Origin of the sequence: Kutzneria sp. NPDC051319 (assembly GCF_040682195.1) — a bacterium.
In the GTDB taxonomy this organism is placed as follows: domain Bacteria; phylum Actinomycetota; class Actinomycetes; order Mycobacteriales; family Pseudonocardiaceae; genus Kutzneria.
Map to the genome: position 1 here is coordinate 40,162 of NZ_JBFBAM010000015.1, position 25,548 is coordinate 65,709.

At 69.8% G+C, this 25,548-nt stretch carries 19 protein-coding genes; 13 read left to right on the forward strand and 6 right to left on the reverse strand.

From position 1 onward, the window contains the following. Positions 1 to 170: 170 nt before the first annotated feature. Positions 171 to 572 carry a DoxX family protein gene (locus tag AB0M73_RS17650; RefSeq protein WP_363891670.1) on the forward strand — a complete coding sequence of 134 codons (402 nt, stop codon included), beginning with the start codon at positions 171 to 173 and terminating at the stop codon, positions 570 to 572. Between the two features lie 34 nt (positions 573 to 606). Here AB0M73_RS17650 and AB0M73_RS17655 read toward each other — a convergent pair whose 3' ends face one another. Further along, complete coding sequence (locus AB0M73_RS17655; RefSeq protein WP_363891671.1) at positions 607 to 1,626, reverse strand: LacI family DNA-binding transcriptional regulator; 1,020 nt, start codon at positions 1,624 to 1,626, stop codon at positions 607 to 609. Positions 1,627 to 1,830: 204 nt separating this feature from the next. Between AB0M73_RS17655 and AB0M73_RS17660 the strand changes: the two genes are divergently transcribed. From AB0M73_RS17660 to AB0M73_RS17675, 4 genes are read left to right on the forward strand one after another with little or no spacing between them, the layout of a single operon-like run. Further along, on the forward strand, positions 1,831 to 3,138 hold the full coding sequence (locus AB0M73_RS17660) for a sugar ABC transporter substrate-binding protein (protein WP_363891672.1): 1,308 nt from the start codon (positions 1,831 to 1,833) through the stop codon (positions 3,136 to 3,138). Positions 3,139 to 3,188: 50 nt separating this feature from the next. Next, positions 3,189 to 4,154: a sugar ABC transporter permease gene (locus AB0M73_RS17665; protein ID WP_363891673.1), complete on the forward strand. Its 966-nt coding sequence runs from the start codon at positions 3,189 to 3,191 to the stop codon at positions 4,152 to 4,154. Beyond that, positions 4,151 to 4,969 carry a carbohydrate ABC transporter permease gene (locus tag AB0M73_RS17670; protein ID WP_363891674.1) on the forward strand — a complete coding sequence of 273 codons (819 nt, stop codon included), beginning with the start codon at positions 4,151 to 4,153 and terminating at the stop codon, positions 4,967 to 4,969. The genes AB0M73_RS17665 and AB0M73_RS17670 overlap by 4 nt, the downstream gene beginning before the upstream one ends. 18 nt (positions 4,970 to 4,987) lie before the next feature. Beyond that, positions 4,988 to 7,987 (forward strand): glycoside hydrolase family 38 C-terminal domain-containing protein, encoded by a 3,000-nt coding sequence (locus AB0M73_RS17675; RefSeq protein ID WP_363891675.1) that lies wholly within the window; start codon positions 4,988 to 4,990, stop codon positions 7,985 to 7,987. Between the two features lie 73 nt (positions 7,988 to 8,060). On the opposite strand, the gene AB0M73_RS17680 is transcribed toward AB0M73_RS17675, so the two are convergent. Further along, the gene (locus AB0M73_RS17680; protein WP_363891676.1) at positions 8,061 to 9,806 is read right to left on the reverse strand and encodes a long-chain fatty acid--CoA ligase; all 1,746 of its coding nucleotides are present in this window, start codon (positions 9,804 to 9,806) and stop codon (positions 8,061 to 8,063) included. Between the two features lie 164 nt (positions 9,807 to 9,970). Here AB0M73_RS17680 and AB0M73_RS17685 point away from each other — a divergent pair, with 164 nt between their 5' ends. From AB0M73_RS17685 to AB0M73_RS17700, 4 genes are all read left to right on the forward strand, one after another. Then, a complete protein-coding gene (locus AB0M73_RS17685; RefSeq protein ID WP_363891677.1) occupies positions 9,971 to 10,789 on the forward strand; it encodes an oxygenase MpaB family protein in 819 nt (272 codons plus the stop codon). Then, a complete protein-coding gene (locus tag AB0M73_RS17690; protein WP_363891678.1) occupies positions 10,779 to 11,336 on the forward strand; it encodes a TetR family transcriptional regulator in 558 nt (185 codons plus the stop codon). Before AB0M73_RS17685 ends, AB0M73_RS17690 begins: the two co-directional genes overlap by 11 nt. A 63-nt stretch (positions 11,337 to 11,399) precedes the next feature. After that, positions 11,400 to 12,716: an NAD(P)-binding domain-containing protein gene (locus AB0M73_RS17695; RefSeq protein ID WP_363891679.1), complete on the forward strand. Its 1,317-nt coding sequence runs from the start codon at positions 11,400 to 11,402 to the stop codon at positions 12,714 to 12,716. Between the two features lies 1 nt (position 12,717). Continuing rightward, entirely contained in the window at positions 12,718 to 13,551 is an 834-nt protein-coding gene (locus AB0M73_RS17700) for a crotonase/enoyl-CoA hydratase family protein (RefSeq protein ID WP_363891680.1), read from the forward strand. Between the two features lie 68 nt (positions 13,552 to 13,619). Here the strand turns inward: AB0M73_RS17700 and AB0M73_RS17705 are convergent, their stop codons facing one another. Next, positions 13,620 to 14,030 carry a PPOX class F420-dependent oxidoreductase gene (locus tag AB0M73_RS17705; RefSeq protein WP_363891681.1) on the reverse strand — a complete coding sequence of 137 codons (411 nt, stop codon included), beginning with the start codon at positions 14,028 to 14,030 and terminating at the stop codon, positions 13,620 to 13,622. Between the two features lie 268 nt (positions 14,031 to 14,298). Between AB0M73_RS17705 and AB0M73_RS17710 the strand changes: the two genes are divergently transcribed. Beyond that, positions 14,299 to 16,800 (forward strand): M14 family zinc carboxypeptidase, encoded by a 2,502-nt coding sequence (locus AB0M73_RS17710; protein WP_363891682.1) that lies wholly within the window; start codon positions 14,299 to 14,301, stop codon positions 16,798 to 16,800. 43 nt (positions 16,801 to 16,843) lie between these two features. On the opposite strand, the gene pgm is transcribed toward AB0M73_RS17710, so the two are convergent. Beyond that, entirely contained in the window at positions 16,844 to 18,487 is a 1,644-nt protein-coding gene (gene pgm / locus AB0M73_RS17715) for a phosphoglucomutase (alpha-D-glucose-1,6-bisphosphate-dependent) (RefSeq protein WP_363891683.1), read from the reverse strand. 118 nt (positions 18,488 to 18,605) lie between these two features. On the opposite strand from pgm, the gene AB0M73_RS17720 reads away from it, so the two are divergent. Genes AB0M73_RS17720 through AB0M73_RS17730 form a run of 3 tightly spaced genes read left to right on the forward strand, consistent with a single transcriptional unit; the run spans position 18,606 to position 23,196 of the window. Beyond that, positions 18,606 to 19,610 carry a LacI family DNA-binding transcriptional regulator gene (locus AB0M73_RS17720; protein WP_363891684.1) on the forward strand — a complete coding sequence of 335 codons (1,005 nt, stop codon included), beginning with the start codon at positions 18,606 to 18,608 and terminating at the stop codon, positions 19,608 to 19,610. 49 nt (positions 19,611 to 19,659) lie between these two features. Then, positions 19,660 to 22,098: an FUSC family protein gene (locus tag AB0M73_RS17725; RefSeq protein WP_363891685.1), complete on the forward strand. Its 2,439-nt coding sequence runs from the start codon at positions 19,660 to 19,662 to the stop codon at positions 22,096 to 22,098. A gap of 54 nt (positions 22,099 to 22,152) precedes the next feature. After that, positions 22,153 to 23,196 carry a hypothetical protein gene (locus AB0M73_RS17730; protein ID WP_363891686.1) on the forward strand — a complete coding sequence of 348 codons (1,044 nt, stop codon included), beginning with the start codon at positions 22,153 to 22,155 and terminating at the stop codon, positions 23,194 to 23,196. 247 nt (positions 23,197 to 23,443) lie between these two features. Here the strand turns inward: AB0M73_RS17730 and AB0M73_RS17735 are convergent, their stop codons facing one another. Beyond that, entirely contained in the window at positions 23,444 to 24,589 is a 1,146-nt protein-coding gene (locus AB0M73_RS17735) for a DUF222 domain-containing protein (RefSeq protein ID WP_363891687.1), read from the reverse strand. A gap of 191 nt (positions 24,590 to 24,780) precedes the next feature. Next, positions 24,781 to 25,536 (reverse strand): lysophospholipid acyltransferase family protein, encoded by a 756-nt coding sequence (locus AB0M73_RS17740; protein ID WP_363891688.1) that lies wholly within the window; start codon positions 25,534 to 25,536, stop codon positions 24,781 to 24,783. Between the last annotated feature and the right edge of the window lie 12 nt (positions 25,537 to 25,548).

Below are 25,548 nucleotides of genomic sequence, written 5' to 3' on the forward strand. Positions count from 1 at the left end.
GATCTCCCCGTTGAGGTGGGAGGACCTAGTGGATTTAACACAGTTACCGAGGAGTGACGTTAACGGTTAAGGGTACCATTGGCGCTGGTGACCTGGCCAGAATCTCCACAGCCGCCCACCCTTACGTGCTTGGAGCGACCATGCGATTTCTGGACCAGGGAAAAGAGTATGTGATCTCTTTGTATCGCATCGTCATCGGGCTGCTGTTCGTGTCACACGGGGCGGCAAGCCTTTTCGGCGTGTTCGGGGCCAAGAAGGCGATCGCCTTCGGCCTCTGGCCGAGCTGGTGGGCCGCGGCGATCCAGCTGGTGGCCGGCGCGCTGGTGCTGGTCGGCCTGTTCACCCGGGTCGCGGCGCTGCTGTGCTCGGGCTCGATGGCCTATGCCTACTTCACCGTGCACATGCCGAAGTCGTTCATCCCCATGATCAATGGCGGCGAGGCGGCGATCCAGTTCTGCTGGGCCTTCCTGCTGGTTGCCTTCCTCGGTTCCGGCGTCTGGTCGATCGACCGGGTGTTGCGCCGAACCACGGAGATTCGGGTCAACGCCGTTCCGCAACCGGTCGCTCAGTGATCCGCTGATCGGATAGCGATGCGGTCGCCGCGAGTTAGTGCGGTGAAGGCGCCGACGTGCTTTCCCGTTGGACCAGCACCGGCACATGGTCCTCCACGTCGGCGCCTTCCGCGCCGTCGAGAACCAGGAGCAGCGACCGTGCCGCGGAGGCGCCGAACGCGAACGTGTCGCGGGTGAGCGCGGTCAGCGGCGGATGCAGCAGCTGGCACAGCGGCGAGTCGTCCCAGGCCACGACCGACAACGACGTCGGCACGGCCACGCCGAGCTCCGTCGCCACGGCCACACCGGCCACGGCCATCACGTCGTTGTCGTAGACGATCGCCGTGGGCGGCAGGGGAGACCGGAGCAGCTGGCGGGTGGCCGCCGCGCCCTGCTCGCCGGAGTAGTCGGTCATCAGGATCGGGGCCGCGTCGATGCCGTGCGAGGCCACGGCCGCGCGGAAGGCCTCGGTGCGGCGCTCGGTGTGGAGAAGATCCGGCAGCCCGGCGATGCGCGCGATGCGACGGTGGCCGAGGCCGGCCAGGTGGTCGACGATCGTGGTCATGGCCTTGGCGTCGTCGGCCCACACGCTGGGCAGCCGCCCGTGATGGCCGGGACCGCCTATCACCAGCGCCGGCAGGTCCAGCTCCTCCAGCAGGTCGACCCGTGGATCCTGGACGCGCAGGTCGATCAGGATCACCGCGTCCACACGCCGCTCGGACCACCACTGCCGGTAGACGGCGATCTCGGCGTCCAGGTCCTCGACCACCTGGAGCAGCAGGGCGATCCGCCGCCCCGACAGCTCGGCCTGCAGCCCGGAGATGAGCTGGAAGAAGAACGGCTCCGCGCCGAGCGTGCGGGCCGGGCGGGCCAGCACCAGGCCGATGGCGTCGGAGCGGGCCGCCGACAGCGCCCGGGCCGCGTTGTTGGGATGCCAGTCCAGCTCCCGCGCGACCTCCAGGATCCGGCCCCTGGTCGCCTCGGACACGCCCGGCAGGCCGTTGAGCGCCATCGACACCGCGCCCTTGGACACGCCCGCCCGGCGGGCGATGTCCATGATCGTCGGTCGTTTCACGGCTACCCCAAACGGCGAGAGCGCAGCAGCTAAACCGGTTCAGCCTCATCGCTAAACCGGTTTACCTCCCCCGTAGGATCCGGGCGCTGCTCTGACATGTCAAGGTCTCTACCTGGACAAATTCGACGGTTGACAACGATGGCAGGCCTTTGGCAAATTCGTGCGCGTCACCCGGCGGAGCCCGAAACCCCTTGGACGGTTGTCATGCCGACGAATCCCCTGTCGAGGCGTGGTTTTCTGGTCGGCGTCGCGGCGACAACCGCGCTCGGCGTCACCGGCTGCGGCCTCGGCGGCGGCTCGACGGACGACAACGCCGACAGCGGCCCGGTCACCGGCGAGGTCACCGGGGAGATCAAGTTCCAGACCTGGGCCCTGAAGCCGAAGTACACCGACTACATCAACGGCATGGTCACGGCGTTCCAGAAGCAGCACAACGGCGTCAAGGTCACCTGGATCGACCAGCCGGCCGACGGCTACCTGCAGAAGGTCACCGCCGACGCCGCCGCCGGCAACCTGCCCGACGTGGTCAACGTGCCGCCGGACCTGTCCTACCCGCTGGCCCGCAAGAAGCTGCTGCTCAACATCGACACGGCCATGCCGGACGCCAGGAAGGACTACCTGGACGGCGGCTGGGCCGCCTACGCGTTGCCCGGCCAGGTCGGCTCCTACGGCTTCCCGTGGTACCTCAACACCGGCCCCACCTTCTACAACAAGGCGCTGTTCCGGCAGGTCGGCCTGGACGCCGAGCACCCGCCGACGAGCTACGCCGAGCTGGAGGCGGCCGCGCTGGTGATGGCCCAGCGCAGCAACAAGCAGATCGCCATGCTCGGCCTGACCCCGGTGATCGCCGACTTCGGCCTGTACGGCGTCAAGGTGATGAGCGACGACGGCTCCAAGTTCACCTTCAACGAGGCCAAGGGCGTCGAGTTCGTCGAGATGTACAAGCGGCTGTTCGACGCGGGCGCGCTCATCCCCGAGGCGCTGTCGGCCACCTACACCGGCGCCGGCACGAAGTTCATGAACCAGCAGATCGCCTGGGCCCCCGGCTCGGCCTACGACCTGCAGAACTTCAAGACCAACGCGCCCAGCCTGTACGCCAACGTGGGCATCACCAAGACGATCACCAGCACCGGCAAGGCCAACCTGTACGTGCAGGGCCTGTCGGTGCCCTCGGCCAGCAAGAACAAGCCGACCGCGCTGGCCTTCGCCAAGTTCGTCACCAACGCCCAGAACCAGATGGCCTTCGCCAAGCTGACGGCCATCTTCCCCAGCACCAAGGGCTCGATGAGCGACCCGTACTTCTCCCAGGACGGCGGGACCGACGAGGGCCGGGTCCGGGTGGCGGCGGCCAAGCAGCTGGACACGGCGGTCAACTACACGCCGGTGCAGTGGAGCGAGCAGATGACCACGCTGCTGCAGCAGAAGATGTCCGACGCCATGCAGGGCAAGACCACGCCGAAGCAGGCACTGGACGACACCGTCGCGCAGTGCAACAAGTTGCTGGCCGGCTAGTGGTGGGAACGGCCGGAGGTGGATCGGGATCGGTTGCGGGCCGGGCCGCCGTGGAGACGGCCGACGGCGGGTCGCCGCCGGGGCCGGCCGGAGTAGTGGCGCCCGGCCCGAATGCTGGCGAGCCCCGCCGACCGACGCGGATCGTGCAGCAGCGCTGGTTCACGCCCTGGCTGTTCCTGCTGCCCGGCCTGGCCGTGGTGATCGGCTTCAACCTGTTCCCGTTCCTGAACACGGTGGTGCTGGCCTTCACCGACGCCAAGGTGTTGGGCGGCGGGCACTTCACCGGCGCGGAGAACTTCGTGCGCCTGGTGCAGGACCCGGCGTTCTGGACGGCGGTCGGCAACAGCGCCCTGTACATCGTGGGCGTGGTGCCGCCGCTGGTGATCCTGCCGTTGCTGCTGGCCCTGCTGGTGGAGCGCAAGCTGCCCGGCATCACGTTCTTCCGCACCGCGTTCTTCACGCCGGTGATCGCCTCGATCGTCGTGGTCGGCCTGATCTGGACCTGGCTGCTCGATTCCCGGGGCCTGGTCAACGACGTGCTGCGGGCACTCGGCGTGCTGACGAGGCCGATCCCGTTCCTCACCGACGAGTGGCTGCTGCTGGCCAGCGCCATGCTCGTGACGGTGTGGAAGGGCCTGGGCTACTACATGATCATCTACTTGGCGGCGCTGGGCGCCGTGCCGAAGGAACTGCACGAGGCCGCGCAGGTGGACGGGGCCGGCTGGTGGCGACGGCTGTGGTCGGTGACGCTGCCGGCGCTGCGGCCGACCATGGTACTGGTGGCCGTGCTGTCCGCGGTGGCGGCCTTTCGCGTGTTCTCCGAGGTGTACCTGCTGGCCGGGCCGGCCGGCGGCCCCGGCGGCTCCGACACCACGCTGGTCATGCTCATCCAGCAGGTCGGAACCGGGCTGACCGGCGACCTCGGCTACTCGTCGGCGCTGTCGGTGGTGCTGTTCGTCCTCACGCTCGGGCTGCTGCTGGCCACGAACCGGCTCAACCGCAAGGAGGACCTGTGAGGAGCGCGACCGTTGGCCGATATGCCCTGCTGCTGCTGGTCCTGGCGATCACGGTCGGGCCGTTCCTGTGGCAGCTGTCGACCTCGCTCAAGGGCGTCACCGAGGACATCTACTCGACGCCCCCTCAGCTCTTCCCGCAGCACCCCACGCCCGGCAACTACGCCCGGGTGGCCGACGCGGTGCCGATCTGGTCGTTCGCGCTGAACTCGCTGCTGGTGGCCACGGCCAACGTGCTGGCCAACTGCCTCGGCGCGAGCATGGCCGGCTACGCGCTGGCCCGCCTGAGCTTCCGCGGCCGGGGTGCGGCCATGACGGTGTTCCTGGCCAGCCTGCTCGTCCCGTTCGAGGCGATCATGGTGGCCCTGTTCCTGGTGATGCGCTCGCTGCACCTGAGCAACACCCTGGCCGCCGTGGTGCTGCCCGGCTCCATCGCCGCGCTGAACGTGCTGCTGATGCGCAACGCCTTCCTGGCGCTGCCGGCCGCGGTGGACGAGGCCGCGGTCATCGACGGCGCGAACGCCTGGCAGCGCTTCACCCGCATCGCCCTGCCCTCGGCCCGCGGCACCATCGTCGTGGTCGCCGTGTTCTCGTTCATGTTCAGCTGGGACGACTTCCTGTGGCCGCTGATCGTGCTGAGCGATCCGGCCAAGTACACGCTGACCATCGGGCTGAGCTACCTGCAGGGCACCTTCGTCAACGACCAGCGGCTCGTCGCCGCTGGCACGATGATCGCGGTGGCGCCGCTGGTGCTGCTGTTCGTGGCGGCGCAGAAGTACTTCTTCCGCGGGGTCGGAGAGGGCGCCGTGAAGGGTTAGGACAATGGGGAGCGACCGATGCACGATGATCGCAGCCTGCTCGACGAGCGGCTGACCAGGACCGTCCGCCAGCGCATCCGGCCGGAGGTCTATGGCGCGGCCGTGCCGCTGACGCTGGAGGTCTGGCACGCGCCGGGCGAGCCGGTGCCGGTCGCCGAGGCGCTGGCCGCGTCGTACGAGCCGGCGAAGGTCGGCGACGCCTGGGGCGCGCCGTGGGCGACGAGCTGGTTCCGGATGTCCGGCGCCGTGCCGGCGGAGTGGGCCGGCCGGCACGTGGAAGCCGTGGTGGACCTGGGATTCACCCATCCCGGCCCGGGTTTCCAGTGCGAGGGCCTCGCGTACACGCCCGAGGGCAAGCCGATCAAGGGCCTGGCCCCGCGCAGCACGCACCTGCCCGTCGGCCGGTCGGTGGCCGGCGGCGAGGACGTCCTGTTCTACGTGGAGGCCGCGGCCAACCCGGTGATCCTGGACATCGTGCCGTTCCAGCCGACCGAGCTGGGCCTGAAGGAGACCGCCGGCGCCGACCCGGTCTACCACGTGGTCAAGGCCGAGCTGGCCGTGTTCCACCGGGACGTCTGGGACCTGCTGCTGGACATCGAGGTCCTCAACAGCCTCAAGAACGAGCTGGACGAGCGGGAGCCGCGGCGCTGGGACATCCAGCGCTCGCTGGACCGGGCCCTGGACCGGCTGGACTTCCAGGACGTCCCCGGCACCGCCGCGCTGGCCCGGGCCGAGCTGGTCGACGTGCTGTCCAAGCCGGCCAACGCCAGCGCGCACCGGATCACCGCGGCCGGCCACGCCCACATCGACTCGGCCTGGCTGTGGCCGCTGCGGGAGACCGTCCGCAAGTGCGCCCGCACGTTCTCCAACGTGACCGCGCTGATGGAGGACTACCCCGAGTTCGTGTTCGCGTGCTCGCAGGCCCAGCAGTACGCGTGGATGAAGGAGCACCATCCGGACGTCTGGCAGCGGGTGAAGGACAAGGTCGCCGGCGGGCAGTTCGTGCCGGTCGGTGGCATGTGGGTGGAGTCCGACACCAACATGCCCGGCGGCGAGGCCATGGCCCGGCAGTTCATCCACGGCAAGCGCTTCTTCCTCGACGAGTTCGGCATCGAGACCGAGGAGGTGTGGCTGCCCGACTCCTTCGGTTACAGCGCCGCCATGCCGCAGCTGGTGAAGCTGTCCGGCTCGCGCTGGTTCCTGACCCAGAAGCTGTCGTGGAACCAGATCAACCGGTTCCCGCACCACAGCTTCTACTGGGAGGGCATCGACGGTTCGCAGGTGTTCACCCACTTCCCGCCGGTCGACACCTACAACTCCGACCTGCTGGGCGCCGACCTGGCCCGGGCCAGCCGGCAGTACTCCGAGCACGGCAAGGCCACCCGTTCGCTCGTGCCGTTCGGTTATGGCGACGGAGGTGGCGGCCCCACGCGGGAGATGCTGGAGACCGCCCGTCGGTCCGCCGATCTTGAGGGCTCGCCGCGCGTGACGATCGAGGCCCCGTCGAAGTTCTTCGCGACGGCCGAGGCCGAGTACGCCGACGCCCCGGTGTGGTCGGGCGAGCTGTACCTGGAGAAGCACCGCGCCACCTACACCACGCAGGCCCGGACCAAGCAGGGCAACCGCCGCAGCGAGCACCTGCTGCGCGAGGCCGAGCTGTGGGCCACCGCCGCGTTGCTCAAGGGCTTCGACTACCCGTACGAGCAACTCGACCGGCTGTGGAAAACCGTGCTGCTGCACCAGTTCCACGACATCCTGCCCGGCAGCTCCATCGCGTGGGTGCACCGCGAGGCCGAGGCTCGGTACGCCGAGGTGGCTGCCGAGCTGGAATCGATCATCTCGTCGGCGCTGTCGGTGTTGGCCGGTGAGGGCTCGGAGACCGTCGTCTTCAACGCCGCCCCGCACTCCCGCTCCGGCGTGCCCGGACTCGGTGCCGGGGCCGTCGATTCCGGTTCCGCACAGCCGGTTTCCGTCGATGGTTTGGTGCTGGACAACGGTCTGCTCCGGGTCGCCCTCGACTCCCGCGGCCTGATCACGTCCATCCGCGACCTGGTGGCCGACCGCGAGGTGCTGGCCCCCGGGACCGTTGGCAACCTGTTGCAGCTGCACGTCGACGTCCCCAACCAGTGGGACGCATGGGACGTGGATCCCTTCTACCGCAACAATGTTCGCGACCTGGTCGAGGCCGAGGAGGTCGTCGCCGTCGACGAGGGCAAGGACGTCGGGGCCATCCGCGTCCGCCGCGCCTTCGGCGAGTCCACCCTGACCCAGGTGCTGCGGCTGCGGGCCGGCGAGCGGCGGCTGGACGTGTCGACCGAGGTCGACTGGCAGGAGACCGAGAAGTTCCTCAAGGTCGCCTTCCCCGTCGACGTGCACGCCGACCGCTCCACCTCGGAGATCCAGTTCGGGCACCTGCACCGGCCGACCCACGTCAACACCTCGTGGGACGCCGCCAAGTTCGAGATCTGCGCCCACCGCTGGGTGCACGTGGCCGAGCCCGGTTACGGCGTCGCCGTGGTCAATGACTCCACCTATGGCCACGACATCACCCGCAAGGCCCGGCCCGAGGGCGGCACCACCACGACCGTCCGGCTCTCGCTGCTGCGGGCCCCGCGCTTCCCGGATCCCTTGACCGACCAGGGTTTCCACCAGCTGAACTACTCCTTCGTGCCCGGCGCCGCCATCGGCGACGCCGTGCGCGAGGGCTACCGGATCAACCTCCCCGAGCGCCGCGTCCCCGGCGCCGGCCCGGTCGCCCCGGTGTTCACCGTGGACAATCCCGCCGTCGTCGTCGAGGCCGTCAAGGCCGCCGACGACCGCTCCGGCGACATCGTCGTCCGCCTCTACGAGTCCTTGGGCGGCCGGGCCAAGACCGTCGTCAGCCCCTCGTTCGCGGCCACCTCCGTGCGCGAGACCGACCTGCTGGAGCGGACCCTGGCCGACCGTTGCCTGGCGGACAACGGCGTCGAGATCGAGCTCCGCCCCTTCCAGGTGCTGACCCTGCGCTTCAGCCGCTGACCCGACGCAGGGAAGGACGCCTTACCCGCGGTCAACGAGGGTAAGGCGTCCTTCCCTGCATAAAGGGGGGCCGTCAGTCGGCGTAGAGCCGCTCGATGTCGGCGGCGTGGCGCTCGGCGATGGGGCCGCGGCGGAGCTTGAGGGTGTGGGTGAGCTCGGGGCAGCCGGGCTCCCACCAGGTCGGGAGGATGGCGAAGCGCTTGACCTGTTCGACGCGGGAGAGGCGCTGGTTGCCGGCCTCGATGCCGTCGGCGACGGCCCGGCGCACGTCGGGGTGGGCGGCGAGGGCGGGGAGGTCGGCGTCGAGGCCGTGGCCGGCGGCGAAGCCCTTGAGGACCTCGGGTTCCAGGAGCACGAGGGCGACGTTGTAGGGGCGGGCGTCGCCGATGACGACGAGCTGGCCGATGAGGGGGCAGCCGGCCTTGATGGTGTTCTCGATGGTGCTGGGCGACATGTTCTTGCCGCTGGAGTTGATGATCAGTTCCTTCTTGCGGTCGATGATGCGGACGTAGCCGTCCGGATCCATCGTCGCCACGTCGCCGGTGTGCAGCCAGCCGTCCTCGTCGAGGGAGGCGGCGGCGTGGGTGACGGCGCCGCGGTAGCCCTTCATCACCAGGGCGCCGCGGACGAGGAGCTCGTTCTCGTCGCCGAGTTTCAACTCCACGCCGGGGACGGCCGGGCCGCAGGTGCCGAAACGGTTGGCGTGCGGGGGATTCAGCGTCGCCAGGCCGCACACCTCGGACATGCCCCAGCCCTCGGACAGCGGAATGCCCAGCGCGTTGATGAACTCCACGGCGTCGGCGGTGATGGGGGCGGCGCCGCACAGGGCGTAGCGGATCTGGTCGAAGCCGATCATCGCCCGCAGCGGGGCCAGGGTGCGCTCGTCGGCCGTCCGGTAGCGGGTCCGCAGCTGCTCGTCGGGGTTCTCGCTGCGCACGTGTTCGAGACCGACACGGATGGCCTGGGTCAGCGCGGCCTTGCGGGCCTGGTTGACCTCGCCGGCGATCATCGCCTCGACCCCGGCGCGGATGTTGTACCAGACCTGCGGCACGGCGCCGAAGATCGTCGGACGGCACTCCACCAGCGCGGGCAGCACGGCCCGGCGGTTGGCCACGCACGTCACCTGGAGCCCGGTGACGATCTGCGTGTAGTGCGTGCCCCAGCGGTCGGCGACGTGCGCGTGCGGCAGGAAGGAGATGATCCGGTCGTTGTGGTCGGCCGGCAGCACGGACTCGGCGGCGGTGACCGCGGCGATCATGTTCCGGTGGCTGAGTTCCACCCCTTTGGGCGGCCCGGTGGTGCCGGAGGTGTAGATCAGCGTCAGCACGTCGTCGGGTTCGACGGCCCGCCAGGTGGCCTCGAAGTCGAAGTCGGCGGGCGCGGTGGACTCCAGCGAGTCCAGGCCGATGGTGCCGTCGGGGGCGGCGTCGACGCACACCACGTGCTCGACGGCGGTGCCTTCGCGGCCTTCGAGCACGGCCGGCAGGAACTGCTCCTCGCAGATCACGACGCGGTTGGCGGCGTTGCCGACGAGGAACTGGATCTGCTCCGGCGAGGAGGTGTTGTACAGCGAGAAGGGGGTGGCGCCGAGGTGGAAGACGGCGGTGTCGACCAGGTGGAACTCGGGCCGGTTGACCATCATCAGGGCCACGGTGTCGCCGCGGCGCACGCCCAGCGCGGCCAGGCCGGCGGCGATCCGGCGCACCCGATCGGCGTACTCGCGCCAGGTGACGGTGACGGCGTCGGCCGGGGTGCGCAGCGCCACCAGGTCGGGGTGCTTGGCCGCCGTCGCCTGGAACACGGCGCACAGCGTGCTCATTCGGTCCTCCACCCCCCGATCCCTAGGCCACCCCAGAATCGGCTTGACGCTAACAGCTCGCCTGATTGGTGCCAATCAACGCGTCCGGGCGCCGCGAGGGTGGTGACCACGAGGCCGCGGTGATACAAAGAGAGGAAATCGTCTCACCGTTTCGGGAGGCGGCCATGGACCTGGCCGGACCGGGCTCGCTGCACTGGCGGCACGCCGGTGACAACCGGGTGTTGCTGCTGCTCGTGCGGGTCGGCCTGCTGCAGCTGATGCATCCCGGGCTGGGCGCCGGCGTCCACGATCACTCCGACTTCTTCGGCGAGCCGTGGGAGCGGATCATCCGCTCGGTGCCGCAGATCCAGGGCGTCACCTTCGACTGGCCGCGGGCCGCGGCCACCGCCGAGAAGATCACCGCCTATCACCTGGACATCAAGGGCGTGGACGATCGGGGCCGTCGCTATCACGCGCTCGATCCGGAGACCTATTTCTGGGCCCACCTGACGATTTTCGACACGATGATCCGTTCGATCGAGCTGTTCGACCACCGGCTGAGCGACGCCGAGAAGGCCCAGCTGTACGCGGAGACCATGGCCGGCTACCGCCTCTACGGCGTGAGCGACCGCTGCGCGCCGGCGGACTGGGTCGGCTACGAGCGCTACCTGGACCGGATGTGCCGCGAGGTGCTGGAGGTGACGCCGGTGGCCAAGGGGCTGCTGGACTTCGTCGAGCAGCCGCCGGAGCGCTTCCCGCTGGTGCCGGCCCCGATCTACCGCCTGGTCAAGCGCCCGTTCGGCAAGCTCCTGTGGTGGGTCAACCGCGGCACTCTGCACCCGGCGGTCCTGGCGCGGATCGGCGCTCGGTGGACGCCCCGTGACGAACGGCTGCTGCGGGTCTTCGCCAAGGTGGTGCACGTGGTGTGGCCGCTGGTGCCATATCGGCTGCGGTACTCGCCCCGGTCGCGTGAGGCGATGAAGCGGGTCGCCGGTGCCGTTTGACGACGACCTGATCCTCGACGCGGCGGTCGACGAACTGCGGGACTACGGGTTGCGGCGCACCAGCGTCGACAACGTGGCCCGCCGCGCGGGGCTGTCCCGCGCGACCGTCTACCGGCGGTTCGAGAACAAGAACGTGCTGGTCCAGGCGGCCCTGGTGCGGGAGAGCGCGCGGTTCTTCGGCGAGATCGTCGCCGCCGTCGGGCCGCTGCCGACCGCCGAGCAGCGCCTGGTCGAGGGGTTTGTCGTGGGGCTGCGCAAGGTTCGCACCGACGCGCTGCTGACCCGACTGCTGATCAGCGACCCCGAGGAGCTGGTGCCGTACCTGACGCTGCGTGGCGCGGGGGTGATCGCGGCGGCGAGCGAGTTTCTCGTGCAGCAGTACCGGGAAGTGGGTTCCGCGATGAGCCGGGATCCGCGTGTGCTGGCGGAAATGCTGGTACGGCTGGCCATTTCCTTCACGCTGACGCCGGCCGGCTCGGTCGCCGTCGACGACGACACCGCGGTGCGGGACTTCGCCCGTTCCTATCTTGTGCCGTTGATGTCCTGACTGTCTCTGGTGCCGCCGGTGTCCCGGCTGCGAGGCTGTGGGTCGGACCGGGAGGAGAGCCGCATGGCCGAGGTGTGCGTGATCGGAGCCGGGTCGTCGGGCATCGCGGCGTGCCAGGTGCTGCAGGCCCGCGGCATCGACTTCGACTGCTACGAGGTGGGGTCGGAGATCGGTGGCAACTGGCGGTATCTCAACGACAACGGCATGTCGTCGGCCTACCGGTCGCTGCACATCAACACCTCGACCCGGCAGATGCAGTACGCCAGCTTCCCGATGCCGGCCGAGCTGCCCGCGTATCCGGACCACTTCCAGATCGCCCGCTACTTCGACGACTTCGTGGACCACTTCGGCCTCCGCGACAAGATCGCCTTCCGCACCGAGGTGACGTCCGTCGTGCCGGAAGACGGCGTGTACGACGTGACGATCCGTGAGCGGGACGGCGTCGAGCGGACCCTGCGCTACCGCTCGGTCATCGTGGCCAACGGGCACCACTGGGATCCGCGGGTGCCGGAGTTCCCGGGCGAGTTCACCGGCGAGCGGCAGCATTCCCACTACTACAAGACTTTCGAGCCGTACGTCGGCAAACGTGTTGTGGTGCTGGGCATCGGGAACTCGGCCTGCGACATCGCCGTCGAGCTCTCCCGCGTGGCCGACAAGACGTTCATGGCCATGCGCCGCAGCGCCCACGTGCTGCCGAAGTTCCTGTTCGGCATTCCGACCGACCACCTGACGACGTCGCCGCTGGCCCGTGGACCCCTGTGGCTGCAACGGCTTTCGCTGCGGGCGATGCTGGCGCTGACCCGGGGCGACGTGACCAGGTACGGCCTGCCCAAGCCGGATCACAAGGTGCTGGCCGCGCATCCCACGGTGTCGGACGACATCCTCACCCGGGTCGGGCACGGCGACGTCACGGTGAAACCGAACATTGCTCGGTTCGACGGCGATGCGGTGGTCTTCGCCGACGGCAGCCGGGAGGAGGTCGACGCCGTCATCTACTGCACCGGATACCGCATCACGTTCCCGTTCCTGGCCGACGGCCTGTTCAACGCCGCCGACAACGAAGTGGCGCTGTACCACCGGGTTGTGCCGGTAGGGCGGCCCGGGCTGTACTTCCTGGGGCTGGTCCAGCCGCTGGGGGCGATCATGCCGCTGGCCGAGGCGCAGGCGCACTGGATCGCCGACCTGATCGAGGGCACCGCCGCGCTGCCGCCGCCGGCCGAGATGAACCGGGAGATCCACCGCTACCGGGAGCGGATGCGGCGCCGGTACGTGGCCTCGAAACGTCACACGATCGAGGTCGACTTCCAGGAGTACCTGGCCGACCTGAAACGGCTCCACCGTATGTTACCGTCGAGTAAGTTAACGGGCACGGGGAGCTGAGATGGCCGATCTGGACCAGTTGGTGTCGCTGAGCGTCAAGGTGACCGGGCATGTCGCCGAGGTGACCCTGCTCGGGCCGTCCAAGGGCAATGCCATGGGCCCCGACTTCTGGCGCGAGCTGCCGCTCGTCTTCGGCGCTCTGGACGCCGACCCGCAGGTCAGGGCCGTCGTGCTGACCGGCAGCGGGGCCAACTTCTCCTACGGCCTCGACCTGCCCGCGATGATGCCGAGCTGGGCCGAGCTGCTGGGCTCCGACCCGGCGCTGGCCGAACCGCGGACCCGGTTCCTGCACGACCTGCGCCGCCTGCAGGACGCGGTGACCTCGGTCGCCGCCTGCCGCAAGCCCGTGGTCGCCGCCGTCTCCGGCTGGTGCATCGGTGGCGGCGTCGACGTCATCGCGGCCGCGGACATCCGCCTGGCCAGTGCCGACGCCAAGTTCAGCGTGCGCGAGGTGAAGGTGGCCATCGTCGCCGACCTCGGCAGCCTCCAGCGGCTCGTCGGCATCATCGGCGAGGGCCACCTGCGTGAGCTGGCCTTCTCCGGCCGCGACATCGACGCCCGCCGGGCCGAGAAGATCAACCTCGTCAACGACGTCTACGACACCCAGGACGATGTGCTGGCCGCGGCCCGCACGCTGGCCGAGGAGATCGCGGCCAACCCGCCGCTGGTCGTGCAGGGCGTGAAGGACGTGCTCGACACCGCCCGGGCCCCGCAGATCGCGGCCGGCCTGCGCTACGTCGGCGCGTGGAACTCCGCCTTCCTGCCCAGCAAGGACCTCGGCGAGGCGGCGACCGCCTTCTTCGAGCGCCGCCCCCCGAAGTTCTCCGGAGAGTGAGCACGCAGGGAAGGACGCCTTACCCGCGTTGAACGAGGGTAAGGCGTCCTTCCCTGCGTCACAGGGGCTCAGCCGTTGCGGTCGGGGCCGGCCTTGTCGAGGGTGATCCGGACCAGGACGCGCTGGTCCCGGACCATCGCCGCCCGGTAGTCGTCCCAGTCGGGGTGCTCACCCGAGATCCGGCGGTAGTAGTCGACGAGGCCGTCCATGGCCTCCGGCAGGTGCACGACCGAGGCGGTGCCCTCGACCTGGATCCAGCGGCCGAAGAACTCGTCGGGCAGCACGCACACGGCCACCCTCGGGTTGCGCAGGATGTGCTTGAGCTTGAAGGCCGTCTCCCTGGTGCTGATCACCACATAGCCCTCACCGTCCACGTCGACCGTCACCGGCGACATCTGGGTCGAGCCGTCGGCGCGGGTGGTGGCCAGCACCGCGCGGTGCTGGGTCCGGATGACGTCCCTGGCGGCGTCGAGATCCATCGGGTCTCCTCCTCGGTGTTCTGAACCGGTGCAACCCGCGTGTCCCGGGACACATTCCCCCATCCGGGCCCGGCCCGCGCGGTGACGCCGCCGGGCGGTGGCCGTCCCCATTCGGCCCTTGCGGTCAAGGGTGCGGTCGATCGGCATCGACGGTCGCCGAATACGGGCGATCCAGACTTACGGCGGTTACCCGCGCCCGGTTTCTCCTCTTAGGGTCTACCGGCTCCGGTTCGTCCGTGTGCCGGACTTGGTGGAGGAGGGGTTGCCGATGGGGCAGTTACCGAGACGACAGCTGGTGGTGGTGGCCGCGGGGGCGGTGCTGGCGGGGGTGTTCGTCGCACTGCCGGCCGGAACCGCCGTGGCGGCGCCGAACGTGCTCAACGCCGACCGGTCGGTCACCCGCTCCTGCTTCGCGTCCCTGCTGCCGGCGGGCGCGGCGGGTGCCGACCGGCGCGAGTTCACGTCCACTGTGGACGGTCTGATCCAGGCCCGGCTCAAGCCCGGCACGGGCGCCGAGGGCGACTGGGATCTCGCGGTGTTCGACAAGGCCACCGGCGGGGTGGTCGCCGCGTCGGCGGCGCTGCGCAGCCGCGAGGTCGCGGAGAGTTTCGTCAAGAAGGGGCAGCAGCTGGTCGTGCAGGCCTGCCGCTACAGCGGCTCCGCCCGCACCGTGCAGCTCGGCGTCGACTTCCTGGCCCTGACACCGCAGGGAACCTCGACCCAGACCACGCCGGCCCAGAGCACGCCGGCCCAGCTCGTCCGGGTGGAAACGCCGACGCGGGCCGACAAGAACCGGCTGAACACGCTGGGCCTCGACGTCACGGAGAAGGGCGACGCCACGAGCGTCGAGGTCGTGCTGGCCGACGCCAAGGACCGCAAGACCCTGTCCGACGCCGGCTTCACGTCCTCGGTGGTGGAGGCGGACCTGTCCGCGAAGTCGGTGCGGGACGCGGCCACCGACCGCGCCTACGCGGCCAAGACGCCGAGCTCGGCGCTGCCGTCCGGGCGCACCACCTACCGGCACCTCTACGACTACGAGTTCGAGATCAAGGAACTCGCCCGCAAGTACCCGAACCTGGTGTCCGCCTTCACCATGCCGGAGTCCACCTGGGAGGGTCGCGACGTCGTCGGGCTGGAGATCGCCACCGACGTCAGGAACACCAGCGACGGCAAGCCGGTCGACTTCACCATGGGCGTGCACCACGCCCGCGAGTGGCCGGCCGGTGAGCACGCCATGGAGTGGGCCTACGAGCTCATCAACGGCTACTTCCACGACAACACGATCCGCGGGCTGGTCGGCCGCACGCGCAACATCATCGTGCCGATCATCAACCCGGACGGCTTCGACATCTCGCGCGAGGCCGAGCCCAAGGGCGACTTCAGCACGTTCGACTACGAGATGAAACGCAAGAACTGCAACGTGAACGACTCGCCGCCGCAGTACGCGACCGGCGTGTGCAAGGCGGACCCGGCCGGCCGGCTGCGCGGCACCGACCCCAACCGCAACTACGCCGGGTTCTGGGGCGGCGGCGGCGCGGAGACGGCCTGGAGCGGCGACACCTTCCGCGGTTCGGCGCCGTTCTCGGAGCCGGAGACCCGCAACGTGCGCTGGCTGGTGTCGTCACGGCAGGTGACCAACCTGATGACGTTGCACACCGTGGCGGCGCTCGTGCTGCGTGTGCCGGGCATCGCCGACACGCGGCCGCCGCTGGACGAGCCGGCGTACAAGGCGCTGGGCGACAAGATGGCTTCCCGCAACGCCTACACCAGCGAGCCGAGCTGGATGCTCTACGACACCACCGGCACCACCGAGGACTGGTCCTACTGGGCCACCGGCGGCTGGGGCTTCACGATCGAGGTCGGCGGCAACGGCTTCCACGGCCCGTACGCGGACAGCGTCGTCGCCGAGTACGAGGGGCTGGCCCCGGCGGCCGGCGCCGGCAAGGGCGGCAACCGCCAGGCGTTCCTGGACTTCCTGGGCAATACGGCCGACCCGGCGCAGCACTCGACGCTGATCGGCTCGGCCCCGAAGGGCTACCAGCTCAAGCTGCACAAGACGTTCCAGACGCCGTCGTCGCCGGTGGTCCAGCCGGACGGCTCGACCAAGCCGCCGATCTACAACACCGACGACCTGAACTCGACGCTGACCACGACCGGCGGCCGCTTCGCGTGGTCGGTCAACCCGTCGACCCGGCCGTACGTGGCCGGCCGTTACGGGCGTGACCCGCAGGGCCCGGTGCAGCCGGGCTACGCGGTGGCCAACCCGGCGGGTGTGCCGCCGATCAACCAGAACTACCCGGCCGACACCACGGCGGAGAGCTTCGCCTTCCACGTGGACGGTCTGCCCAAGGCCGACAACGGCAAGCTCAGCGTCAACATCAACTGGCAGCACCCGACCACCGACTGGGACCTGTTCGTCTACGACGCGGCGGGCAACCTGGTGACGTCGTCGGCCAACGGGGGCACCACGTCCGAGCACGCGGTGCTGTTCGACCCGCCGGCCGGGGACTACAAGGCGGTGGTGGTCAACTACGACCAGACCGACCCGGCCGCGGTGGACGACTGGACCGGCGACGTCTCGTTCGCCTCGCCGATCCCGACGACCTACGGCCCGAAGGAGGCCTACCAGCTGACCTGCACCTCGCCCAAGGGCAAGCTGGTGGGTGTGGCGGACGTGTACGTCGACCGCGGCCAGACGGTCGATGTCGGCGAGGTCTGCACCAGGTCGGCCCACGCGCAGAAGCAGCGCGCCTCGGGCGGCACCCGGTAGGGGCAAGGGGGTGCGGCCAACGCGGCCGCACCCCCGCTCAGAACTAGTCGGCCAGGGCCTGGGCGACGACGTCACGGGCCTCGGACTGGATCCGGGCCAGGTGCTCGGCGCCCTGGAAGCTCTCGGCGTAGATCTTGTAGACGTCCTCGGTGCCGGACGGCCGGGCGGCGAACCAGCCCGACCTGGTGGTGACCTTGAGGCCGCCGATGGCCGCGCCGTTGCCGGCGGCGGCGGTGAGGCGCTGCTCGATGGGCTCGCCGGCCAGCTCGGTGGCGGTGACGGCGTCGGGGGAGAGCTTGGCCAGCTTGGCCTTCTCCTCACGGGAGGCCGGCGCGTCCACACGGGCGTAGCTGGGGGAGCCGAACTCGCCCACCAGCTCGGCGTAGCGCTGGCTGGGGCTCTTGCCGGTGCCGGCGGTGATCTCGGCGGCCAGCAGGCACAGCAGCAGGCCGTCCTTGTCGGTGGTCCACACCGAGCCGTCGCGACGCAGGAACGACGCCCCGGCGCTCTCCTCGCCGCCGAAGGCCACGGAGCCGTCCAGCAGGCCCGGCACGAACCACTTGAAGCCCACGGGCACCTCGACCAGGCGGCGGCCCAGGCTGGCGGTCACCCGGTCGATCATGGAGGAGCTGACCAGGGTCTTGCCCACGGCGGCGTCGGGCGACCAGCCGTCGCGGTGCCGGTACAGGTAGTCGATGGCCACGGCCAGGAAGTGGTTGGGGTTGAGCAGGCCGGCGTCGGGCGTGACGATGCCGTGCCGGTCGGCGTCGGTGTCGTTGCCGGTGGCCAGGTCGAACTCGGCGCTGCGGCCGATCAGCGAGGCCATCGCGTTGGGGGACGAGCAGTCCATCCGGATCTTGCCGTCCCAGTCCAGCGTCATGAACCGGAAGGTGGCGTCCACCAACGGGTTCACCACGGTCATGGCCAGGCCGTAGCGGTCGGCGATCTCGCCCCAGTAGGCCACCGAGGCGCCGCCGAGCGGGTCGGCGCCGATGCGCAGCCCGGACGAGGAGATCACGTCCAGATCGACGGCCGACGGCAGGGCGCTCACGTAGGCGTCGAGGAAGTCGTACCGGCCGGTGGTTTCCGCGGCGAGGGCTTTCGCGTAGGTCACTCGCTTCACGCCGTCCAGTCCAGTGGCCAACAACTCGTTGGCCCGGTCCTGGATCCAGCGCGTCACATCGGTGTCGGCGGGGCCGCCGTTGGGCGGGTTGTACTTGAAACCGCCATCACGTGGGGGATTGTGCGACGGCGTGATGACCACGCCGTCGGCCCGATCGGCCCCTTGATCCGTGTTGTGGGCGAGGATCGCCCGCGACAGCGCGGGGGTCGGCGTGTAGCCGTCACGGCTGTCGATCAGCACCCGGACGCCGTTGGCCGCGAACACCTCCAGCGCGCTCACGAATGCGGGCTCCGACAGGGCATGCGTGTCCTTGCCCATGAACAGCGGCCCGGTGATGCCCTGCCCGGCCCGGTACTCGCAGATCGCCTGGCTGGTGGCCAGGATGTGGTCCTCGTTGAAGGCCACGGACAGCGCCGAACCACGGTGCCCGGAGGTGCCGAACGCCACCCGCTGCTCGGGCACGGACGGGTCCGGATGCTCGGCGTAGTAGGCGGTCACGAGCTTGGCCAGGTCGACCAGATCGGACGGCGCTGCGGGCTGTCCGGCCCTGGGATCCACCGACATCCGGGCTCCTCCTCGATAGGCGTGCGCGGCGGTCGGCATTGTCTCACCCTGACGGCGGTGTCACGCCGAGCCCGGATGCAATCAGGTAACTGGGGGGAGCGGGAACGAGGAAGGACGCATGAGCAGACCTGGACGCCGTGGCCGCGCGACCATCGAGGACGTCGCGAAACTGGCAGGGGTGTCGCGGCAGACGGTCTCACGGGCCGTCAACGACATGGCCGAGATAACGCCGTCCACCAAGCAGCGGGTGCTGGAAGCGGTGCGGACCCTGGGCTACCGGCCGAGCCGCTTCGCCCGTGGACTGGTCAAGCAGGACACCACCACCATCGGCCTGATCATCCCCGACCTGGTCAACCCGTTCTTCCCGGAGGTCGCGGCGGGCGTGCTGGCGGCGGCCGAGCACCGCGGCTGGCACGTGGTCGTCTGCGACACCCAGTACTCGCCGGAACGGGAGCTGGCCGCGCTGGAGGTGCTGTCGCACCAGGCCGACGCGATCGTCGGCTACCTGAGCTATCCCGACGACGAGCTGGAGCGGCATGCCGGCGGGGTGCCGCTGGTGCTGCTGGAGCGGCCGGGCAGCTCGCCGCGGCTGGGGTCGGTGAGCATCGACATCGAGGGCGGCGTGCTGGCCGGCATGCGGCACCTGGTGTCGTCCGGGCACAACCGGATCGGCATGCTCGACGGCGCCCCCTACCCGTCGGCCAACGGCCGCCGCCAGCACTACCTGTCGGTGTCGCACGAGCTGGGGCTGGCCGTCGACGACGGCTGGGTCTTCGACTGCGACCACTCGGTCGAAGGCGGGGCGTCGGCGATGGAGGCCCTGCTCGGGGCCCATCCGGACGTCACGGCCGTGTTCGCGTTCAACGACCTGGTCGCGGTCGGGGCCGTGCAGGCCGCGCGGGGGCTGGGCCGCCAGGTGCCGGCCGACTGCGCGGTGATCGGCTTCGACGGGTTGCAGCTCGGTGAGCTGGTCGACCCGCCGCTGACCACGCTGCACATCGACAAGCGGCGCATCGGGGAACTGGCCGTGGAGCAGGTCGCGCTCATCCTGTCCGAGCAGACGAACGCGGCCACGCACTGGCCGGTCGTGCGCCCGAGGCTGGTGATCAGGCGCTCGGCCTGACGGCATGTCTTGATCTCGACCGGGCCGCGTAAGGCATAGTCGTGGGCCTATGAGGCACGCGTTCGACGCCGTGCTCGATCGGTTCGCCGCCGCCGATCCGGGCACGCTCCGGCTGAGGCAGGCGATCCGCACGGCGGTCAGCGTCGTGCTGGCGATCGCCGTCCTGGCCCTGCTCGGGTTGCCCATCACGACGATCATGCTGGGCACGATCGTGGCGATGATGTCGGCGATGTCGGTCAACGACAAGACCGTGCGGGGCCGGGCCGGCACGTTCCTGCTGCTGCCGGTGTCGGCCGGGGTGTCGATCACCGCGGGCGCGCTGCTGGAGCCGTGGCCGCTGGTCGGCGACGGCGTGTTCCTCGTGATCATCTTCGTGGCCGTCTACCTGCGGCGATATGCCCCGCGCGGGTTCGCCGTCGGCATGGTCGCGTTCATGACGTTCTTCTTCTCGCTGTTCATCCGCGCCACGGTCACGCAGCTGCCGACGCTGCTGCTGGCCATCGTGGTGGCGCTGGGCTGCTCGGCGCTGTCGCACTTCGTGCTGGTGCCGCGACGGCCCCGGCTGTCGCTGCGGCGGATCGTGGTCGCTTTCCGAGCCCGCCTCGGACAGCTGGTCGACGCGGCCGCGCACCTCGTGGAGGACCCGGACGACCGTCGGCACGAGCAGGTGCGCAAGCGGGTGACGCGGCTGCACGAGTGCGCGCTGATGATCGAGACCGAGCTGGTGGAGCTGGTCGAGCCGGCCCAGTTCGACCAGTGGCAGCAGGACGTCGTCGACATCGAGCTCACGGGCGAGCGGCTGGCCCTGGCCGCCCGGCGGTTGGTGGCCGGCGCGGAGCTCACGCCCGAGCTGCGGGCCGGGCTGGTGGCCGAGCTGCACGAGCTGCGCCTGCTGGCCGGGCGGGATCCGCGCCCGGCGCTGGTCTACGAGGACGACATGTCGATCAGCCGGCTCAGCGAGATCGGCCGGCAGCTCGACGCCATCGACAACCCGCCGCACGTGACCCGGCTGCGGCGGGCGATCCGCGAGCTGGCGGTCAGCATCACCACCGCCCGGGCCGAGCTGGAGTCGGACATGCTCGCCGCCGTCACGCAGGAGCAGCCGGGGCGGCACCGGCGGCCCGACGAGGCCGCCTCCGCGCCGTCGTCCACGCCGCCGGAGGCCCGGTCCGGCCTGCGTCTGACCACGCGGCAGGCCATCCAGGCGGTGATCGGCGCCGGCCTGGCCATCCTGGGCGGGGAGCTGGTGTCGACCCAGCGCTGGTACTGGGCGGTGATCACGGCGTTCCTGGTGTTCGCCAACACGACCTCGCGCGGCGACATCCTGATCCGCGGCTTCCGGCGGACCGTCGGCACCCTGCTGGGCATTCTCGCCGGCATGGTCGCCGCGACCCTGGTGTCCGGCCAGAGCACGCTGATCCTCATCCTGATCATCGGCTGCGTCAGCCTCGGCGTCTACGTCGTGCAGGTCTCGTACGGGCTGATGACGTTCTTCATGACGATGATGTTGGCCCTGCTCTACAGCCTGATCGGCACCTTCACGCCGGAGGTCCTGGTGCTGCGCCTGGAGGAGACGATCATCGGCGCGCTGGGCGGTGGCATCGCGGCCGTGCTGGTGCTGCCGACCAAGACCCGGGCGATCATCAAGGAGGACGTCGCCGCCGTGCTGCAGGCGCTGCGGCGGTTCATCCAGGACGCTGTGGGCCTGCTGCGGGACGCCGATTCGGTGGACCTGATCGACCAGTCCCGGGAGATCGACAAGAAGCTGGCCGAGCTGCGCAAGGCCGCCGAGCCGATGACCCACGCCATCAGCCCGTACCGCAACCAGCGCAGCGAACTGCGGCACGTGCTGGCCATTCTCGCCAGCGCCGCCTACTACGCTCGGACCCTGGCCGCCAATGCCGAACCGGCGCTGCTGACGGCCGATCCCCGCCTGCCGCGGACCAGCGGCCGCATCGCCGAGAACCTGAGCCGCCTGATCGGCGTCGTCGGCGGGGACGACGGCATGCCGGAGCGCAAGGTCGTGGCCGGCGACGCCCTGTCCACCCACGTCCGGCCCCGACACCTGGCCGAGGGCGGCGTCGAGCCCGAGGACGCCGTCGGGCGGCGGATCATGGCCGGCTTCGACCACCTCGACGAGCTGGTGGTGGCGCTGGCCCGGCCGTTGGGGCTCGGGGACGACACCGAGACCGAGCCGGCCGAGGAGGTCGACACCGTCACCTCACGGCTGCTGGGGCAGGTGCGGGACGGCTCCGGCGCGCCGGTGGTGGACGCCGCGTTGACCCTGGTCGACGGCAAGGGCCGGCAGGTCGGCAAGTCCGCGCCGGCCGACGACGGCCGGTACCGCATCGAGGTGCCGGAGAGCGGCACCTACCTGTTGATCGCCTCCGGTCCCGGCCGGCATCCCAGCGCGGATCTCGTGACAGTGGGGGCGGGCCCGTTGACCAGGGACATCGTGCTGGACGAGGAACGCGACGCCTGGCGCTGAGGTCGTGACAGCTGTCATGGCGTGACCTCTTCCGGGCAGGGCAGACTCCGTCCCATGAATCGACGACAAAGGTGGGGAACCGTCGCGTTGGCGGTTGTCGTGGCGGGGGCGATGGCGGTTCCGGCCGAGGCCGCGACGTACGCGCCGCCGCTGACCTTCGGCATCTATCCCGGCGGCTACGCCGGCGGTGGTTCCACCACGGGCAAGCCCGACGACCCGGCGAAGATCAGCGCCGCGCTGGGCACGCTCCAGCATGGACACTCGCCGTTCCTGCTGCGGGACTACATCGGTTGCACCAGCGCGTTTCCGGACGACGAGATGTCCCTGCTGACCCCGGGACGGCGGCTGGACCTGGTGATCTCCTACACCGGCCAGAGCATGGCCGACTGGCTGGCCTGCCTGGGCACGGAGGTGAAGCGCTACGGCCCGGTCACCGACACCATCTCGGTGACGCTGGAGCAGAACATCTACCCCGACCCGGCCGGCCGGGACGCGTTGGCGCAGGGCGTGGTGGCGGCCAAGCAGGCGGCGGAGGCGGACGGCTTCCACCGGCTCCAGATCGGCTTCGACGAGGTCGCGGCCAGCTTCCCGGACGACTCGGGCCAGTGGCAGGACCCGTTCCTGTCGTTCTGGACGGACCTGGCCGGCCGGGTCGGGCCGGACTTCGCCCGCTCGGTCGACTTCGTCGGTGTCGACCTCTACCCGGACTCCGGGCTGCCCGGCATCCCGGACTCGCCCGACGTGAGCGCGGTGACCGACTTCGTGCACCACACGCTGCACGCGGTGCGCACGCAGGAGATGCCGACCGTCGGCCTCGGCCGGAACGTGGCGATCCGCGTGTCGGAGAACGGTTATTCGACCAACACCCCGGCCCGCTCGGCGGCGGACCAGGCCAAGGTCCTGACCAACGAGATCCTGGCCGTCAACGCCGACCGGGGGACCGAGAACGTGGCCAGCTACGAGATGTTCGACCTGCGCGACGACGTGACCGGCTCGCCGAGCGCGTTCGACAACTTCGGCCTGATGACCGACGACTACACGCCCAAACCGATGTTCTGGGTCTACAGCGGACTGACCGCCACGCTCGGCCAGCACTGACCGAGGGGCGCCGGGGGTCTCAGCCGACCTCCGGCGCCTTCTCACCCCGGGCCAGCTCCAGCTGAGTAGTGAGGCCGGCGATGAGCTGCCACTGGCGCAGCCGGGCCGGCTCGGTCAGTGCTTGCCCGCCGGTCGCCCGTAGTCCGGGCGGACACGGCGCCGGAGAACTGGACGAAGAGCGGGATTCCGGCGGTGTGAGCGCGCGTTGAATTGTCAAAGAACAGGCCGGCTTTTAGGCTTGGTCGGGCTAGTACTGGTGTGGTCTGGTGGTGTATTCGCGGCCATGCGGCGTGGTCCAGTGTGCTGCGCCGCTTTCGTCGAGTGTCACGGCATAGTTGTCATGCTTGCGCCGATGATGCCAGGAACACAGCCCCTTGAGCTGAGTCGCAGTGGTCTTGCCTTTCGGCCAGGGGATGACATGGTCGAGTTCGCGAATGGGATTGCAGCACCCCGGCGCGGTGCACACCCCGCCGCCGTGAGCCTTGACCATCTCCCGCATCGGCGCGGTGGGCCGGTACCTCTTGGTGCTGATTGCGGCGGCGTGCCGGTATTCGTCGAGCAGGATCCCGCGCCAGGGTCCCTGCATGGCCAGCTCGCGGGCCATTTCGGCGGGAATGGGCCCATAACCGTCGAGTAGGCCCGGGTCCTCGGTCAGGCCGATCAGGGTCTCTATCGGAATGGTGACGTTGACCTGGACCTGGCGCTCCGCCGTAGTGGCCAGGAAACGGTCGAGGAAGGCGTCGGCACGTTTCTGGTCGGTGGTCCGCTCGTCGCTGGGCAGTTCGGCCACGTCCTGGTTGAGGAGGCCGTAGGCCATGCGGGCCTCGACGGCTCCGAGGACGGCTTTCAGCTGGGCCATGCCGTCCGGCAGGGGCTTGAACTCGACCCGCCGTTCGGCCTTCGCCCGCTGGCAGCGCCGTCCATAGCCCTCAGGATCGACCTCGGCGACGAGCTTGGTGACTCGGCGGGCGAGCTGGTTGCGATTGAGCCCAGAGGCCACCTCCACCAGCGACTCTTCGACGCGGCTGGCCATGGCCGACTCGGGCAGGTGGCGGATCCGCTCGTGCACGACCTCCAGCCGCCGCGCGTCGATCTCACCCCGCCGTAGCTGGTCGAACAGCCGAGGCAGCGTCTCCACAACCTCACTGAATTCCTTGCGCCGCCCCAGTGCCCGCTCGGGTTCCGACGCGGCCATGCCCAACTCGGTCAGATCCTCGACCGCATTGAGGACCTCCAACTGAATGGCCCCGGCAACCGCCTCGATCTTACGGGCAAGAATATATACAGTGACCTTCTGATCTTCAGTCAGATCCGCAACGCGAACACCGGCGAGCAGGTCAAACAAAGCCCCGCATGGCTCTCGACCCTCCAGTTCGCGAACGATTTCTTCCATGCCTTCAGAATACTCGTATGTATGATCGAACTCGAATCACTGACGGGTGAATGTTTTCATGCATAATCGCGTGAAATGGCTGGCCCGTCCGGCTGGGTGGCCCCGAACGCCCCCTCTTCGGCCAAACGACCCAACCCGCCAACGCCCCACACTCCAGCCCAGCGCACAATCAATGCGGCCCAGCCCCGAACCTACTCTGGAGCCTTCTCCCCCCGCGCCAACTCCACCTGCGCCACGATCGCCGCCACGATTCGCCCCGTCGCCTCTTCCACGACCTCCCGCGTCGGCTCCAAGCCCAGCAGATCCGACAGGTCCACCGGCGGCCCGGTGCGGATCACGGTGCGTTGGCGGGGAATCAGCCGGGGGAACCTTCCCTTGGGCGGCAACACGAACTGCGTCCCCCAGTGTCCGATCGGCACCACCGGCGCCCCGGTGGCCAGGGCCAGCCGGGCGATGCCGCTCTTCACCTGCTTCACCGAAGGCCAGCCGTCCGGGTCGGCGGTGAAGGTGCCCTCCGGGAACACCAGCACGCATTCGCCGCTCTCCACGGACTTCACCGCGTCCCGGTAGGCGTCGGTGGCCTTGGACGTCCCGCGGTGCACGGGAATGTGCTTGCCGCCGCTCAACACGCTGCGCAGCACCGGGATCTTCCACAGCCCGGCCTTGGCCAGGTAGCGCGGAATCCGGCCGTGGGCCAGCACGTACGCGGTGACGGTCACGGGGTCGGCGAAGGACACGTGGTTGCTGGCGATCAGCACCGGCCCGTCGGACGGGATGTTCCGGCCGCCGTGCCAGCGCATGCGCGTGCCGAACATGACGAACGGCCACAGCACGTCGATGGCCAGGCCGTACCAGAAGCCGCGCCCCCGCCGAGGGGTGCGGCAGGTGAGCACGATCTTGGCCCACAGGCCGTGCGGGGAGTCGTCGACAGCGTCCGGGATGAGCACGCTCACCACTCT

Bases quoted from the DNA above. Each gene is read 5' to 3' on its own strand.
- AB0M73_RS17725 (WP_363891685.1), top strand. From the start codon at position 19,660: ATGAGGCACGCGTTCGACGCCGTGCTCGATCGGTTCGCCGCCGCCGAT.
- AB0M73_RS17700 (WP_363891680.1), top strand. From the start codon at position 12,718: ATGGCCGATCTGGACCAGTTGGTGTCGCTGAGCGTCAAGGTGACCGGG.
- AB0M73_RS17680 (WP_363891676.1), bottom strand. From the start codon at position 9,806: ATGAGCACGCTGTGCGCCGTGTTCCAGGCGACGGCGGCCAAGCACCCC.
- pgm (WP_363891683.1), bottom strand. From the start codon at position 18,487: ATGTCGGTGGATCCCAGGGCCGGACAGCCCGCAGCGCCGTCCGATCTG.
- AB0M73_RS17695 (WP_363891679.1), top strand. From the start codon at position 11,400: ATGGCCGAGGTGTGCGTGATCGGAGCCGGGTCGTCGGGCATCGCGGCG.
- AB0M73_RS17685 (WP_363891677.1), top strand. From the start codon at position 9,971: ATGGACCTGGCCGGACCGGGCTCGCTGCACTGGCGGCACGCCGGTGAC.
- AB0M73_RS17735 (WP_363891687.1), bottom strand. From the start codon at position 24,589: ATGGAAGAAATCGTTCGCGAACTGGAGGGTCGAGAGCCATGCGGGGCT.
- AB0M73_RS17660 (WP_363891672.1), top strand. From the start codon at position 1,831: ATGCCGACGAATCCCCTGTCGAGGCGTGGTTTTCTGGTCGGCGTCGCG.
- AB0M73_RS17730 (WP_363891686.1), top strand. From the start codon at position 22,153: ATGAATCGACGACAAAGGTGGGGAACCGTCGCGTTGGCGGTTGTCGTG.
- AB0M73_RS17675 (WP_363891675.1), top strand. From the start codon at position 4,988: ATGCACGATGATCGCAGCCTGCTCGACGAGCGGCTGACCAGGACCGTC.
- AB0M73_RS17710 (WP_363891682.1), top strand. From the start codon at position 14,299: ATGGGGCAGTTACCGAGACGACAGCTGGTGGTGGTGGCCGCGGGGGCG.
- AB0M73_RS17705 (WP_363891681.1), bottom strand. From the start codon at position 14,030: ATGGATCTCGACGCCGCCAGGGACGTCATCCGGACCCAGCACCGCGCG.
- AB0M73_RS17720 (WP_363891684.1), top strand. From the start codon at position 18,606: ATGAGCAGACCTGGACGCCGTGGCCGCGCGACCATCGAGGACGTCGCG.